The organism is Suilimivivens sp. (genome assembly GCF_037359455.1).
Taxonomy (GTDB): domain Bacteria; phylum Bacillota; class Clostridia; order Lachnospirales; family Lachnospiraceae; genus Suilimivivens; species Suilimivivens aceti.
The window spans coordinates 56,883-72,461 of the sequence record NZ_JAXXXI010000051.1 but is presented as its reverse complement, the minus strand read 5'-3'; the positions used below and the strand labels follow the sequence as shown (position 1 = coordinate 72,461).

Sequence of the window (15,579 nt, the reverse complement as noted above, 5' to 3'; positions counted from 1 at the left end):
GAAAAGGCAGGAATTCAGATACCGCAGGCCGGGAGACCGGTCTGTGGTATTATCCATATAAAGAGAGAGGAAACATCATGTCACATTTACTGGAGGTAGAGGGACTTACTACTGTATTTACAGGAGACTACGGGGAAACGACCAGTGTGGATCATGTCAGCTTTCATGTTGATGAAGGAGAAGTGGTCTGCATCGTTGGTGAGTCAGGTTGTGGAAAGAGCGTTACCAATCTGTCTGTTATGGGCCTTTTGTCAAGGGGCGGCAAAGTAACAGAAGGAAAGGTACTGTTTGAGGACAGAGATCTGTTAGCTATGACGGAAAAGGAACTGGATAAAATCCGAGGAGATCAGATGACCATGATCTTTCAGGATCCTTTAACTTCGCTGAATCCTGTATTTACAGTAGGGAACCAGATTATGGAAAGCCTTCAGATCCACAGAGGTCTTTCCAAAGATGAGGCCAGGAAACAGGCAGAAGAGCTTCTCTCAAGAGTTGGTATGCCGGATGCAAAGAGCACCATGAAAAAGTATCCCCATACACTGTCAGGCGGAATGCGTCAGCGTGTCATGATCGCCATGGCGCTTTCCTGTAAGCCGAAGCTCCTGATCGCAGATGAGCCGACGACAGCCCTGGATGTGACGATACAGGCGCAGATTATGCAGCTTTTAAAGGAGCTGCAGAAGGAAAACAAAATGGCCATGATCCTGATCACCCATGATATCGGACTGGTAGCGCATATGGCAGACCGTGTCATCGTCATGTATGCAGGGCAGATCATTGAGGAGGCACCCGTGCGGGAGCTCTTCAGGCATCCAAAACATCCTTATACCAGAGCGCTTATGGACACGGTACCTACGATCCGGGACACGGCAGAACGACAGCTTAAGGCAATTCCCGGTATCGTACCGGAAAGCTACGACCATATTCCGGGCTGCCGTTTTGCAGATCGCTGCAGCTATCGCAGGCCGGAATGTGACAAGCCACAGGAAAATTATGAATTTGGCGGCGGTCATATGGCGAGATGTATTGTAAGGAAGGAGGGAGGTATCCAGGATGAATCATAAACAAAGCGAAGAGAAGATGCCTCTGCTTCGGATTGAAAATTTGAAAAAATATTATCCAATTAAAGGCGGGATCATTACCCATACTACTGGCTATGTTAAGGCAGTGGACGGTGTCAGCTTCCAGATCTGTCAGGGAGAAACGCTTGGACTTGTGGGAGAATCAGGCTGTGGAAAATCCACCATAGGAAGGCAGCTTGTGGGACTTGAAAAGCCCACAGACGGGACGGTATATTATAAAGATCACGATCTTGGAAGGATGAACCGGAAGGATGTAAAGCCTTTTCGTACCAAGCTGCAGATGGTATTTCAGGATCCTTATTCATCCTTAAATCCAAGGAAGCATATTTATGAGATTCTGGCACAGCCCATGCTGTATCATGGGATCTCAACGAAAGCCAGTGTGGAAAAGGATATCCTGAACCTGCTCGATATGGTAGGGCTGCCAAGAAGTGTCCTTGGAAGATATCCGCACGAGTTTTCGGGAGGACAGCGGCAGCGTATCGGAATAGCCAAGGCACTTTCGCTGAATCCGGAGTTTATCGTCTGTGATGAGCCAGTCAGTGCCTTGGACGTATCTATCCAGGCACAGATCCTGAACCTGCTGCGCAGCCTGCAGAAGGAGCTTGGACTGACCCTTCTGTTTGTAGGTCATGGACTTGGCGCTGTCAATTATGTCAGCGACAGGATCGCAGTCATGTATCTTGGTAAGATCGTGGAAATGGGAGAGGCTAAGGAGATTTTCAATCATCCGGTACATCCCTATACGAGAGCTCTTCTTTCTGCAGTTCCGGTACCGGATCCGGATGAAAGGGAGGATGGAAGGAAGATCCTTATGGGAGAGGTGGGAAGCAGTATTGAACCTCCTACGGGCTGCAGGTTCCATCCAAGGTGTCCCTATGCCACAGATATCTGCAGACAGAGAGAACCGGAGATGCAGGAAACATTACCAGGCAGTGGACATATGACAGCGTGTCCTATTGCTATGACAGAAGAAGGCAGGAGGGAAGAAGCATGACCAAATATATAATCAAGCGGATTCTGATTGCTATCCCGGTGCTGATTGGAATTACCATTATAGACTATGCCATCATGTGTCTGGCAGGAAGTCCTCTTGAAATGCTGAAGGGACCGAGAGTATCGGAAGCTGCAGTAGAGGCTAAAAAGATCGCCATGGGACTGGACAAACCCTTTTATATCCAGTATTTTGTATGGCTTTCACAGCTTCTTCACGGGAATATGGGTTATTCTGTAAAATCTTATCAGCCGGTTTTGGAAATGATCAGAAGCCATCTGGGACCGACCCTCCTGCTGATGGGAGTTTCCCTGGTCGTGAGCCTGATCCTTGCAGTGCCGGCAGGTATTTACAGTGCGATCCACCAGTATTCCAAAGGGGATTATGCAGTAGTGACTGCTTCCTTCCTTGGAAGCAGCATACCGGGATTTTTCCTGTCACTGCTCCTTATTTATATTTTTACAATCAAACTGAAGCTTCTGCCCTCGAGCGGGATGATCACACTTGGTACAAAGGGTGGCGCAGCAGATGTGGCAAAGCATATGGTGATGCCGGTGATCGTTCTTGCCACATCCATGGCAGGAAGCAATATCCGTTATATCCGAAGTGCCGTACTGGAGATCCTGCAGCAGGATTATTTAAGGACAGCAAGAGCCAAGGGAATCGGAAGATTCCGTGTTATTTATAAGCATGCACTGAGAAATGCACTGGTGCCGATCGTAACGGTAATTGGCATGGAGATCCCCATGCTGTTTGGCGGTGCAGTTATCATAGAACAGGTATTTTCCTGGCCGGGACTTGGACTTATGACCATGAGTGCTATTATTGGAAGGGATTACCCCGTGATCATGGGTGTCTGCCTGCTTTCGGCAGTGGTTGTCCTCATAGCCAATCTGGTGACGGATATCCTGTATGCACTGGTAGATCCTACTATTTCACTGGATTAAGGAGGCAGCCATGAAAAAGAAAAAAGAAAAAAATCTGACAGAACATGGTATGCCGGAGAAGGATATAACCAGTGAAAGCTATCTGCAGACTGTCTTTCGTAGATTTAAAAAACATAAGCTCGGTATGATCAGCCTTATTGTATTTATCATTCTTGGACTGGCTGCTCTTTTCGCTCCTGTTCTTGCCCCCTATGATCCCAATGAGATCGCAGGGTCCTTCAGCGGTGCACCGTCCCGGGAGTTTCTTCTTGGAACAGATCAGATCGGAAGGGATGTCCTGAGCAGACTTCTTTATGCCATGAGAATATCGCTGCTTGTCGGGATCATGGCAACACTGATCTCTACAGTGATCGGTGTGGTACTCGGTCTGATAGCAGGATATTTTGGCGGCGCCGCAGATATGGTGATCATGCGCTTTACAGATATGGTGATGTCTTTTCCCTATATTTTGCTTGTGCTGGTAGCGGCAGCGATCTTTAAGCCGGGACTTTGGAGTATTATACTGATCCTCGGCTTTGTAGACTGGCCGGGGATCGCAAGACTGGTCAGGGGAAATGTGCTGAATCTGCGGGAAACGAATTTTATCAAGGGAAATCTGGTGGCAGGCATGTCCTTAAAGCATATTCTGTTTTCGGAGATCCTGCCAAATACAGTGGCTCCGATCCTTGTTTATGCGACCTCGGTGCTGGCGTTGTCCATGCTGGATGAAGCAGCCTTAAGCTTTCTTGGCATGGGTGTACAGCCGCCGACAGCCAGCCTTGGTAATATGTTAAACGGAGCTGAATCACTGACTGTGCTGACAAAGCAGCCATGGCTCTGGGTTCCGCCGGGACTCCTCATAGTGATCCTGGTTATGGCAATTAACTTTATTGGAGATGCTCTGCGGGATGCAGTGGATCCCAACAGTAAATAAAAATGTGATGCGAGGAAATATGCGTATGGAAGGCAAAGAACTGGAGAAGGAAGGGTTACAGCTCGGGCATGAATTACAGGAAGCCTTTTTCTGGTTTCACAGAAATCCGGAGCTGTCCTATGAAGAATATCAGACAACAGAGAAGATAAGGGAGTTCCTGACAGAGCATGGAATTGAGATCATGGAGTCGAAACTGGAAACAGGACTTATCGCTGTGATCCGTGGAGAAAGGGAGGGAGCTGTGCGGGCTCTTCGCTGCGATATTGATGCTCTCCCGATTCTCGAAGAGAGTGGTGTCCCTTATGCCTCTGAAATAAAGGGGAAAATGCATGCCTGTGGACACGATTTCCATATTACGGCAGGACTTGGCTGTGCTGTGCTTTTGCAACAGAACAGGAAGGCGCTTGCCGGCACAGTAAAGATCATTTTCCAGCCGGCGGAGGAATCCGCCAGGGGAGCAGAGAAGATCACAGAAACAGATCTGATCGATGATGTGGAGCTGATCTGGGGCTTTCATGCCGATCCCACCAATCCGGTAGGAACTATTGGTATCCGGGAAGGCTATGTGGCAGCGGCTGCGGATCGTTTCCTGATCAAGATCACCGGAAAAGGATGTCACGGTGCACATCCCCGGATACCGGTATTGATCCGATCCCTGCGGCTGCAGCAATGGTACAGGCGTTTCAGACAGTTGTGACAAGAAACAGTGATGCTTTTCATCCGACACTGATCAGTGTGACAAGGATAGAAGCAGGGAATACATGGAATGTGGTACCGGAAACAGCAGAATTAGAGGGGACGGTACGGACGATGAACAGGGAAGACCGGGTGCTCTTCGAAAGGAGACTTCGTGAGATCACGGAAATGACGGCGAAGGCTTATGGGGCATCAGCGGAATTTCAGTGGTATCCGGGTTCCCCGGCAGTCGTAAATGACCCGGCAATGGCGGGGGCTGCAGAAGAAACAGCAAAAAAACAGGGCCTTCTGACTGTGCCGGAAGAAAGCTCCATGGGTGGTGATGACTTCTCCTTCTATGAAGAGAAGCGGCCGGGGTGTTATATTAAGATCGGTACCGGTGTAGGAGCGGCCATCCATCAGCCGGGATTTAAGGTGGATCCGGAGATCCTCCTTCCGGCTGCAGAATATCTGATGGCGCTTTTTATGGAAAATAAGTAGGCTTTGAAGCTTTATTGTCAGCTCATCTGGTCAAGCAACTCGATCTTGGTATCGTAGAGCTTTCTGGAAAGATCCACATAGACCTGATGAGGATTGACGAAACGCTTCGTCTCATCCCAAAGGGTATCCTGTTCCTTCATGCAATAGGAACGGATATCCATAACCCTGGGTGATTCGTAGCAGCATTTACCATCTTTGAATACAGGAATGAGCAGTTCTCTTAAAGTAAAGCTTCCGGCAGGGAGCTTTGTTTTTTTCCAGGGTTCGGAAGGATCGAAGAGAAGGAGCGGCTTATCCTCACGGAAGCTCTCATCAACAAGACAGATCAGATCTGCCTTGATCTTGCCGGTTTCCTTTTCGTAAACACGGTAAATCTTCTTATTGCCGGGGTTGGTTACTTTTTCACTGTTTTCAGAAAGCTTGATCTTGGGGATAAAACTGCCATCCTCGCCCATAACGGCAGCCAGCTTGTAAACACCGCCGAATGCCGGGTTATCCTTGGCGGTGATCAGATTGGTTCCAACACCCCAGGAGGTAATAGCCGCACCCTGTGCCTTCAGGGATTCGATCAGATATTCATCAAGGTCATTGGAAGCAGAGATCACAGCATCAGGGAAGCCTGCTTCGTCCAGCATCCTGCGGGCTTTCTTTGAGAGATAGGCAAGGTCGCCGCTGTCCAGCCGGATTCCGTAGAAGGTAAGAGGAACACCGGCAGCTCTCATTTCCTGGAAGACACGGATAGCATTTGGAACACCGGATTTTAAGGTGTCGTAGGTATCCACTAACAGGATGCAGGCAGTCGGATACAGATCCGCATAGGTTTTAAAAGCGGTATATTCATCAGGAAAGCTCATGATCCAGCTGTGGGCATGGGTACCTTTCACAGGAACATCAAAAAGCTGTCCACACAGAACGTTGGAGGTGCCGATACAGCCGCCGATCATGGCAGCTCTTGCACCATAAATACCGGCATCCGGACCCTGGGCACGGCGCAGGCCGAATTCCATAATGCCATCGCCCTTTGCGGCATAGCAGACCCTTGCTGCCTTGGTTGCGATCAGACTTTGATGATTGATGATATTCAGGATTGCAGTTTCTACAAGCTGGGCCTCCATGATGGGAGCGATCACCTTGACAAGAGGCTCTCTCGGGAAAATGACTGTTCCCTCCGGAATGGCATAAATATCACCCGAGAAACGGAAATCTGCCAGATAGTCGAGAAAATCCGCATCGAAAATACCAAGACCGGAAAGATAACGGATATCGTGGTCGGAAAAGTGAAGATCCTTGATGTATTTTACGAGCTGCTCCAGTCCGGCGGCAATGGCATAACCGCCGTCACAGGGGTTGTTGCGGTAAAAGGCATCAAAGATAACAGTTTCGTTGCGATCCTTGTGCTTGAAGTAGCCCTGCATCATGGTGAGCTCATAAAGATCAGTGAGCAGGGTCAGGTTTTGTCTGTCCATAAGCTTCTCCCTTCTGAGATATGGTTTAAAAGTAATCTGAAAAGTAGGGCTTCTCTACTGGAATCAGACGTTCCAGCCAGGTCAGCATATAATATTCTGTTTTGAGCTTTTCGTGGTCGTACAGATAGGTCGGTCTTTTGTATCCCATCATCATGGTAGTCAGGGTGTTGATGTTTAATTCTACGACATTGATGGACTGGTTATCCTCCACCTGCTCACAGCTGGTTTCCCCGTCATGCCAGGATACCATGTAGTCTCCTTCATTCCAGGGAGCCATTTCATCGTGGACCTTAAAATGGATCTTAAAGTCTTCCGGGGTTACCTGATAAGGAAAAGCTTTCAGAAAGTCCTTTACGTTGTTGATGCGTCCCATGATATAAGGGGCAATGGTTTCTGTGATTTCACTGTCCTCAAACAGATAAGCCATGGGTTCGCCGGAGAAATTGTTTCCCTTGACCTGGGTGATCATGGAAAAATGCGCACTGATATAATTCCAGAGTCCATAATTGGCTTCCAGGTTCAGATAGACCATTTCCTTAATATGGAAGATCTCGTTGGCAATATAGTAAGCAACATAGCCAAGAGGCTTATGCTCCCTGCTGTAGTAAACAGCAACGATCATATCATCATTGTCCCATCTCCAGTATTCTTCCCAGGAAAGGGTGTCACGGATCATACAGCCGTGCTGCTGAAAGGCAAAGTAGGAATGTACATTATGATAATCTTCAGAATCCAGACTGACACGTTCTACCATACCGGGAACCGGCCTTGCCTTGGGAAGCTGTACATCCTTTACATTGAAGGTGAGCTGGTCAGAGCAGATTTCCCAGCCCATTTTCCGGTAGAAGGGAATGGAGTAGGGACAGAGAAAGGAGAGTGGCATCTGTTGTTTGTTCATATAATCAAGCACCCGGCGCATGAGGGAGTGGATCAGGCCTCTTCCGGCATATTCCGGATAGGTTGCCACACCGGTGATACCGCCCATGTCCATAATGTTGTCATGGACATTGACCTGCATATGGTAGACAACGATCATGGAAGCCAGCCGGTCCTTATAGAACCAGCCGATGACATAGGCCTCCTCCAGGATGGGACGCTTGGCATATTTGATCTCATCCTGTGCCCAGCCGGTTTCAAACAGTTCCTTGGTTGTGACCTGGAAAGCGTACTGCAGCAGGGCATTGAACTGATCCAGATCTCCCTTGTCAAGCTCGCGCATTCGAAAGTCACCGTTTGTTTCCAGATAAATAGGGGTTTTGTTTTGATCCTGCATAATAACTATCCTTTTCTTGGCTTGCAACTTCAAACAGTTCCATTTTACAACAGGAAGAAGAAGCCGTCCATGGGATTTTTGGCTTTATGGCACAAAATGCGGTCTGCCTCTTGACAAATTCTGTTTTTATGGTGTAATTTGAAGAAGTACAGACCAAATGGCTATGACGAAGACAGTAGCTGATTTTTGAACGTAACAGAGAGCCGGGGCAGGTGTGATCCGGTATCAGTAGAAGGTCAGTGAACATCACTTCTGAGCTGCAGACTGAAATTGGACATTTACAGTAGTGAACAGTATTTTTCAAAAGTAGGTTTTGCCGGTATCCTCCGTTAAGGGAAAACATATGAAACCATGAGCAGAAAGCTCTGGCGTGTATGGTGTAACAGGTGGTTAACGTGGAAAGATCCCGTCCTTTTACAGGACGGCTTTTTTATGTCCAGGGAAATTACTTCATAATGTTCTGGTGACATAAAAAAGCCCTCTGGGCAGGATTCTTTCCTGTATTATAAACGAGGAAAGGAAAAGATCATGTATCAAAAAGTATCTACCGACTTGAATTTTGTCGACCGTGAAAAAGAAGTTGAAAAATTCTGGAAAGACAATGACATTTTCAAAAAGAGTATGGAAAACCGTAAGGAAGGACCGACGTATACCTTTTATGACGGTCCTCCGACTGCCAACGGAAAGCCCCATATCGGGCATGTGCTGACACGTGTTATCAAGGATATGATCCCCAGATACCGCACCATGAAGGGATATATGGTTCCCCGTAAGGCAGGCTGGGATACCCATGGCCTTCCGGTAGAGCTGGAGGTAGAGAAGCAGCTTGGTCTTGATGGCAAGGAGCAGATTGAAGAATACGGACTGGATCCCTTTATCCGGAAATGTAAGGAAAGTGTATGGAAATATAAGGGAATGTGGGAAGACTTTTCTGGAACCGTCGGCTTTTGGGCTGATATGGATGATCCCTATGTTACTTATCATGATGACTTTATTGAATCTGAATGGTGGGCATTGAAGCAGATCTGGGATAAGGGTCTTCTTTATAAGGGATTTAAGATCGTACCTTACTGCCCCAGATGTGGAACCCCTCTTTCCTCCCATGAGGTGGCACAGGGCTATAAAGCAGTTAAGGAACGTTCTGCAGTAGTACGTTTCAAGGTAAAGGGCGAGGATGCTTATTTCCTGGCATGGACAACAACTCCGTGGACACTGCCCTCCAACGTGGCACTCTGCGTAAATCCGGATGAGACTTACTGCAAGGTAAAGGCAGCAGACGGCTATACCTATTATATGGCAGAGGCACTGCTTGACACTGTACTTGGCAGACTGGCAGAGGAAGGTAAGCCTGCTTATGAGGTACTTGAGACTTATAAAGGAAAGGATCTCGAATACAAGGAATACGAGCCGCTTTTTGCCTGTGCAGGAGAATGCGCAGAAAAGCAGCATAAGAAAGGTTTCTATGTAACCTGTGACAGCTATGTAACCATGACAGATGGTACCGGTATCGTTCATATCGCACCTGCTTTTGGTGAGGACGATGCACAGGTAGGACGTAAATATGATCTTCCTTTTGTACAGTTTGTAGACGGCAAGGGTGATCTGACAGCAGAGACTCCTTATGCAGGACTGTTTGTAAAGGATGCGGATCCCAAGGTACTCGCAGACCTTGATAAGGAAGGCAAGCTCTTCGATGCACCGAAGTTTGAACATGATTATCCGTTCTGCTGGAGATGTGATACTCCGCTGATCTATTATGCAAGAGAATCCTGGTTCATCAAGATGACAGCTGTCCGTGATGATCTGGTGCGCAATAACAAGACTGTAAACTGGATTCCGGAATCTATCGGAGAAGGACGTTTTGGCAACTGGCTTGAAAATATCCAGGACTGGGGCGTATCCCGTAACCGTTACTGGGGAACTCCTTTAAATATCTGGGAATGCGAAGGCTGTGGACATCAGGAATCCATTGGTTCCAGGGAAGAGCTGTTTAAGCTTTCCGGTAATCCTGCAGCGAAGACGGTAGAGCTTCACAGACCTTACATTGATGAGATCACCTGCACCTGTCCTGAATGCGGTAAGACCATGAAGCGTGTACCGGAAGTAATTGACTGCTGGTTTGATTCAGGAGCAATGCCCTTTGCACAGCATCATTATCCATTTGAAAATAAGGATCTGTTTGAAGCACAGTTCCCGGCACAGTTTATTTCAGAAGCAGTAGACCAGACCCGTGGATGGTTTTATTCCCTGATGGCAGAATCCACGCTGCTGTTCAATAGGGCTCCGTATGAAAATGTTATCGTTCTCGGACATGTACAGGACGAAAACGGGCAGAAGATGAGTAAGAGTAAGGGAAATGCAGTAGATCCTTTTGATGCCCTGAAGACCTACGGTGCTGATGCGATCCGCTGGTATTTCTATATCAACTCCGCACCATGGCTTCCGAACCGTTTCCACGGCAAGGCTGTTATGGAAGGACAGCGTAAATTCCTCGGAACCCTCTGGAATACCTACGCATTCTTTATCCTGTATGCAAATATTGATAACTTTGATGCTACGAAATATACACTGGAGTATGATAAGCTCCCTGTTATGGACAAGTGGCTGCTGTCCAAGTTAAATACAGCGATCAAGGAGGTAGATGATCATCTGGATCATTACAGGATCCCTGAGGCTGCCAGAGTACTGGATAACTTTGTGGATGAGATGAGTAACTGGTATGTGCGCCGCTGCAGAGACCGTTTCTGGGCAAAGGGCATGGAACAGGATAAGATCAATGCCTACATGACACTGTATACAGCACTTGTTGAGATCTGTAAGTGTGCAGCACCCATGATCCCGTTCATGACAGAAGAAATCTATCAGAACATGGTATGCAGCATTGATAAGAACGCACCGGAAAGTATCCATCTGTGTGATTTCCCTGTGGCAGATGAGGCCATGATCGACAAGAAGCTGGAAGATAATATGGAAGAGGCTCTTGATATCGTAGTAATGGGCCGTGCCGCAAGAAATGCGGGAGCCATCAAGAACCGTCAGCCGATCGGAACCATGTATGTAAAGGCAGCCCATGAGCTGAATGATTATTTCAAGGCGATCATCGAGGATGAGCTGAATGTCAAGGAAGTAGTTTTCAAGGAAGATGTCAGTGACCTGACAAGCTACAGCTTTAAGCCTCAGCTCCGTACAGTAGGCCCTAAGTATGGCAAACAGCTTGGCAGCATCAAAAAGTATCTGGAAGAGATCGATGGAACGGAAGCCATGAAGCAGTTAAAGAGCGAGGGTGCTCTGAAGTTTACGGTAGACGGTACAGAGATTTCCCTGGCAGAAGAGGATCTGCTCATTGATGTGGCACAGAAGGAAGGCTTTGTAACCGAGGCTGACAATTATGTAACGGTTGTCCTTGATACCAACCTGACACCGGAGCTGATCGAAGAGGGATTTGTATACGAGCTGATCAGCAAGATCCAGACCATGCGTAAGGAATCCGGATTTGAAGTTATGGATCATATTCTGGTATCCTTAAATGGCAATGATAGGCTTTCTGAGATCGCAGCCAAGAATAAGGATGCGATCTGCGGCAAGGTACTGGCTGAGGATATTGTATCCGGCAGGGAACTTTCTGTTTCCAAAGAGTGGAATGTCAATGGTGAAAAGGTAACCATCAGCATTGAAAAGCAGTAAATAAAAATGAAAAATGCTTCTTCTATGGAAAATCATCTATGGAAGGAGCATTTTTACATATATTTTACGGAACGGAAGAGCCAGAAACATGGGGTTTCCCTTGTGATTTGCATATGATTGTAGTATAATACAGATTGTGTATGTAAAAAGGTGGAAAAGTGATTTTAGGTGGAGGAGAAGAAAATGGCAAAAAAGACGGTACCGGTATCAGTTACTTTTGATAAGGACCTGTTTAAGAGAAGTGTCCTGTACAATATCAAGACACTGTACAGAAAGACACTGGAAGAGGCAACACCCCAGCAGGTATTTCAGGCAGTGGCCTATGCGATCAAGGATGCGGTAGTAGATAACTGGATGAGAACCCAGGAGGAATACGAGAAGCAGGATCCAAAGACAGTGTATTACCTTTCAATGGAATTTCTGATGGGTCGTGCCCTTGGAAATAATATCATCAATCTTCAGGCACAGAAGGAAGTAAAAGAAGCTCTTGATGAACTGGGACTGGATCTGAATGTGATCGAAGATCAGGAGCCTGATGCAGCTCTTGGAAACGGTGGACTTGGCCGTCTGGCAGCCTGCTTTCTTGATTCACTTGCAACACTTGGTTATGCAGCATATGGCTGTGGTATCAGATATCGTTATGGTATGTTCAAACAGGAGATCCGTGATGGCTATCAGGTAGAGGTTCCGGATAACTGGCTTGTTGATGGCAACCCTTTTGAACTGAGAAGACCGGAATATGCCAAGATTGTCAAGTTTGGCGGTTATGTAAATGTCCACATTGATGAGAATGGAAGAAGTAATTTTGTACAGGAAGGCTATCAGAGCGTAAAGGCGATTCCTTATGATCTTCCAATCGTTGGCTATGGTAATGGCATTGTAAATACCCTTCGTATCTGGGATGCTGAAGCAGTGGAGTGCTTCCAGCTGGATTCCTTTGACAAGGGTGATTATCAGAAGGCTGTTGAGCAGGAGAATCTGGCAAGAAACATTGTTGAGGTTCTTTATCCCAACGACAACCACTATGCTGGTAAGGAGCTTCGTCTGAAACAGCAGTATTTCTTTATTTCTGCATCTGTGCAGGAAGCAGTTTCCAAATATATGCGTAAGCACGACGATATCCGTAAGTTCTATGAAAAGGTTACCTTCCAGTTAAATGATACCCATCCTACGGTAGCGGTGGCAGAGCTGATGAGAATCCTGATGGATGAGTATTATCTGACGTGGGATGAGGCATGGGAAGTAACGACTAAGACCTGTGCTTATACCAACCATACGATCATGTCAGAAGCACTTGAGAAATGGCCCATCGAGCTGTTCTCAAGACTCCTTCCCAGAGTATATCAGATCATTGAGGAGATCAACCGCAGATTTATCCTGAAGATCCAGGAGATGTATCCCGGTAATCAGGAAAAGATCCGCAAGATGGCAATCATCTATGACGGACAGGTAAAGATGGCACATCTTGCAATTGCAGCAGGCTACTCTGTTAACGGTGTGGCAAGACTGCACACAGAGATCCTGAAGCATCAGGAGTTGAAGGATTTCTACGAAATGATGCCTGAGAAGTTTAATAACAAGACAAACGGTATTACACAGAGACGTTTCCTTCTTCATGCAAATCCGCTGCTTGCGGACTGGGTTACTGCCCATGTGGGAGATGACTGGATCACAGACCTTCCGAAGATCAACAAGCTGAAGGTTTTTGCTGACGATGAAAAGTCGCAGCAGGAATTTATGAATATCAAATATCAGAACAAGGTACGTCTTGCGAAGTACATTCTGGAACACAATGGTATCGAGGTTGATCCCCGCTCCATCTTTGATGTACAGGTAAAGAGACTGCATGAGTATAAGCGTCAGCTTCTGAATATCCTGCACGTTATGTATCTTTATAACCAGTTAAAGGATAATCCGGATATGGACTTCTATCCGAGAACCTTTATCTTTGGTGCGAAGGCAGCAGCAGGCTATTACAATGCCAAGATGACTATTAAGCTGATCAACTCTGTTGCAGATGTGGTTAACAATGATCCTGCGATCAACGGTAAGATCAAGGTAGTCTTCATTGAAAACTACAGAGTATCCAATGCGGAGATCATCTTTGCAGCAGCAGATGTATCCGAGCAGATCTCTACGGCAAGCAAGGAGGCATCCGGTACCGGTAATATGAAGTTTATGCTGAACGGAGCACTGACACTGGGAACCATGGATGGCGCCAATGTGGAGATCGTAGAAGAGGTTGGAAAGGAAAATGCCTTTATCTTCGGACTTTCTTCTGATGAAGTTATCAATTATGAAAACAATGGTGGTTATGATCCTACAGAGATCTTTAACAATGACCCTGACATCAGAAGGGTACTGATGCAGCTGATCAATGGAACCTATGCACCTGGGGATCCAGACAGATTCAGAACGCTGTATAACTCCCTGCTGAATACCTTAAGCACAGCCAAGGCAGATACTTACTTTATTCTGAAGGATTTCCGTTCTTATGCAGAAGCACAGAAGAAGGTAGAAGCAGCTTACAGAGATGAAAAGGGTTGGGCAAGAAGTGCCATCCTCAATGTAGCATGCAGTGGAAAGTTTACTTCCGACAGAACCATTCAGGAATATGTAGATGATATCTGGCATCTGGACAAGGTAGTACTTCCTAAGAAATGATCAGGACAGATAAAAAAGACATGAGCCCGGCAGAACGTACCTGCCGGGCTTGCTTGTTATGCAGAAGAGCCCATAGAGTCTGGGATCCCACATAATGAGAATTTTCAAATATATATAACGCAAAATATACAAAATGTAAATATATTTTTAACATTACTATATTATATAATGCACAAAATGTCGAAGATTGTCAAGGATATATTGTGTAAATTTTCTAAAAAGATTATTTTTTTGAATAAATATGATGGAAATTCCTATGAACTGGACAAAACAGGCACCTTAAGAAGGAAGATCAGAAGAATTTCCGGATTCCAGCTCCCGGATCCTGGCCTGCAGTGCAGCAATGGCGGAATCCTTTTCAGCGATGGTGGAATCCTTTTCAGCAATGGAAGCATTCATTTCAGCAATGATAGTGGCATTTTCAGCAATAGCAGCCTTCTGTAAGTCCACTTCCTTCTGCAGTTCGTCGATCATATATCTGACAGTATTCCTGTCCATTTCCCGTAATTCCTCAGAAAAGAAACCCATAACATTCTCCACATTCCGACACATCTGGTATAGTGTCTCGTACATCGGTTTAAACTGTGGGAAGTCTGTGATAAGCTTGATAATCTCTTCCGGGTCATCCGTAGAGAAAAAAGTCATCCATGCTTCCAACAGTGTAGTTACCTTTTTATTGTGCATTTTTGAACGAAAAATGTCAAGGCTAATAAAAATATAGTCCTGTAAAAGATCCATGGAAAGTCCGGTGTCAAAAATAGTCTTGGAACGGTGGATCCAGTGGTCAGGGCACTGTTTTAATTCGGCCGGGCTGTTTTCATACAGAACGATAAGGTAGACCTTGCTGATGCAGCGGTAGGAGAAGGTGTCCTTGCCGGTAACCGGATCTATGGAGCGCTGCCTTGCCCGTTTATACTGACGTAGGAGCATGTCTGAGGAATAGCAGGCACACCTTGCCCCGGGGAAAGCATAACCGATCTTCTGGACTTCAATGTTGGCAAGGGTGCCATCCTCCAGTTCAACGATAATGTCTGTGATCAGCAGGGAGTTTTCGTCAGAAAGCCTGGTGGAATCATTGGGAAGTACCTCTTTGATCCTGACCTTACGGTTTAGCAGGGTGGTCAGGAAGGATTCCAGCCTGGCAGGGTCATATTCAGGGTTCATAACCTCTTTGAAGAAGGAGTCATACAGAACCTTGATGCCTTTGGCACCGGAGCAGAAATCGAGGAATTCTTTCTGCTGCAGGGAAGTCCAGCTTTCAAAAAGCTGCTGTAGCTTTGGGTTAGAATAGATCCTGGCAAGGATTTCCTCCCGGCTTTGGATCATAGGAAAATGAGATTTTAGTAGATTAGTGGCCATAGATAGACCTCCTTTGAATAA

11 protein-coding genes are annotated in these 15,579 nt (G+C 46.5%); 8 read left to right on the top strand and 3 right to left on the bottom strand.

All coding sequences use genetic code 11. From position 1 onward, the window contains the following. Window positions 1-77 precede the first annotated feature (77 nt). From WJQ40_RS10915 to WJQ40_RS10890, 6 genes are read left to right on the top strand one after another with little or no spacing between them, the layout of a single operon-like run. On the top strand, window positions 78-1,064 hold the full coding sequence (locus WJQ40_RS10915) for an ABC transporter ATP-binding protein (RefSeq protein ID WP_337405228.1): 987 nt from the start codon (window positions 78-80) through the stop codon (window positions 1,062-1,064). Further along, window positions 1,054-2,079 carry an ABC transporter ATP-binding protein gene (locus tag WJQ40_RS10910; protein ID WP_262575624.1) on the top strand — a complete coding sequence of 342 codons (1,026 nt, stop codon included), beginning with the start codon at window positions 1,054-1,056 and terminating at the stop codon, window positions 2,077-2,079. The genes WJQ40_RS10915 and WJQ40_RS10910 overlap by 11 nt, the downstream gene beginning before the upstream one ends. Beyond that, window positions 2,076-3,023: an ABC transporter permease gene (locus tag WJQ40_RS10905; protein WP_118797272.1), complete on the top strand. Its 948-nt coding sequence runs from the start codon at window positions 2,076-2,078 to the stop codon at window positions 3,021-3,023. Before WJQ40_RS10910 ends, WJQ40_RS10905 begins: the two co-directional genes overlap by 4 nt. A 10-nt stretch (window positions 3,024-3,033) precedes the next feature. Continuing rightward, complete coding sequence (locus tag WJQ40_RS10900) at window positions 3,034-3,936, top strand: ABC transporter permease (protein ID WP_262575623.1); 903 nt, start codon at window positions 3,034-3,036, stop codon at window positions 3,934-3,936. 25 nt (window positions 3,937-3,961) lie between these two features. Next, window positions 3,962-4,633, top strand: coding sequence for an amidohydrolase (locus tag WJQ40_RS10895; RefSeq protein ID WP_337540161.1), 672 nt, complete (start codon window positions 3,962-3,964; stop codon window positions 4,631-4,633). Next, window positions 4,606-5,112, top strand: a complete 507-nt coding sequence (locus WJQ40_RS10890) for a M20/M25/M40 family metallo-hydrolase (RefSeq protein ID WP_337540159.1) — start codon at window positions 4,606-4,608, stop codon at window positions 5,110-5,112. Before WJQ40_RS10895 ends, WJQ40_RS10890 begins: the two co-directional genes overlap by 28 nt. 17 nt (window positions 5,113-5,129) lie before the next feature. On the opposite strand, the gene WJQ40_RS10885 is transcribed toward WJQ40_RS10890, so the two are convergent. Beyond that, entirely contained in the window at window positions 5,130-6,578 is a 1,449-nt protein-coding gene (locus WJQ40_RS10885; RefSeq protein ID WP_337540157.1) for a nicotinate phosphoribosyltransferase, read from the bottom strand. A gap of 25 nt (window positions 6,579-6,603) precedes the next feature. Beyond that, window positions 6,604-7,851 (bottom strand): GNAT family N-acetyltransferase, encoded by a 1,248-nt coding sequence (locus tag WJQ40_RS10880; protein WP_262575620.1) that lies wholly within the window; start codon window positions 7,849-7,851, stop codon window positions 6,604-6,606. Window positions 7,852-8,379: 528 nt separating this feature from the next. Between WJQ40_RS10880 and ileS the strand changes: the two genes are divergently transcribed. Together ileS and WJQ40_RS10870 are read left to right on the top strand one after the other, a co-directional pair. Then, a complete protein-coding gene (gene ileS, locus WJQ40_RS10875) occupies window positions 8,380-11,535 on the top strand; it encodes an isoleucine--tRNA ligase (protein ID WP_337540154.1) in 3,156 nt (1,051 codons plus the stop codon). A gap of 183 nt (window positions 11,536-11,718) precedes the next feature. Next, window positions 11,719-14,199, top strand: a complete 2,481-nt coding sequence (locus WJQ40_RS10870; RefSeq protein WP_337540150.1) for a glycogen/starch/alpha-glucan phosphorylase — start codon at window positions 11,719-11,721, stop codon at window positions 14,197-14,199. Window positions 14,200-14,478: 279 nt separating this feature from the next. Here the strand turns inward: WJQ40_RS10870 and WJQ40_RS10865 are convergent, their stop codons facing one another. Next, window positions 14,479-15,558: a PD-(D/E)XK nuclease family transposase gene (locus WJQ40_RS10865; protein ID WP_337540148.1), complete on the bottom strand. Its 1,080-nt coding sequence runs from the start codon at window positions 15,556-15,558 to the stop codon at window positions 14,479-14,481. Window positions 15,559-15,579 lie beyond the last annotated feature (21 nt).

What these genes read in the sequence shown, in the direction of transcription:
- WJQ40_RS10870 (WP_337540150.1), top strand. Translation starts at nt 11,719, where the DNA reads ATGGCAAAAAAGACGGTACCGGTATCAGTTACTTTTGATAAGGACCTG.
- WJQ40_RS10890 (WP_337540159.1), top strand. Translation starts at nt 4,606, where the DNA reads ATGGTACAGGCGTTTCAGACAGTTGTGACAAGAAACAGTGATGCTTTT.
- WJQ40_RS10915 (WP_337405228.1), top strand. Translation starts at nt 78, where the DNA reads ATGTCACATTTACTGGAGGTAGAGGGACTTACTACTGTATTTACAGGA.
- WJQ40_RS10865 (WP_337540148.1), bottom strand. Translation starts at nt 15,558, where the DNA reads ATGGCCACTAATCTACTAAAATCTCATTTTCCTATGATCCAAAGCCGG.
- ileS (WP_337540154.1), top strand. Translation starts at nt 8,380, where the DNA reads ATGTATCAAAAAGTATCTACCGACTTGAATTTTGTCGACCGTGAAAAA.
- WJQ40_RS10885 (WP_337540157.1), bottom strand. Translation starts at nt 6,578, where the DNA reads ATGGACAGACAAAACCTGACCCTGCTCACTGATCTTTATGAGCTCACC.
- WJQ40_RS10895 (WP_337540161.1), top strand. Translation starts at nt 3,962, where the DNA reads ATGGAAGGCAAAGAACTGGAGAAGGAAGGGTTACAGCTCGGGCATGAA.
- WJQ40_RS10880 (WP_262575620.1), bottom strand. Translation starts at nt 7,851, where the DNA reads ATGCAGGATCAAAACAAAACCCCTATTTATCTGGAAACAAACGGTGAC.
- WJQ40_RS10905 (WP_118797272.1), top strand. Translation starts at nt 2,076, where the DNA reads ATGACCAAATATATAATCAAGCGGATTCTGATTGCTATCCCGGTGCTG.
- WJQ40_RS10900 (WP_262575623.1), top strand. Translation starts at nt 3,034, where the DNA reads ATGAAAAAGAAAAAAGAAAAAAATCTGACAGAACATGGTATGCCGGAG.
- WJQ40_RS10910 (WP_262575624.1), top strand. Translation starts at nt 1,054, where the DNA reads ATGAATCATAAACAAAGCGAAGAGAAGATGCCTCTGCTTCGGATTGAA.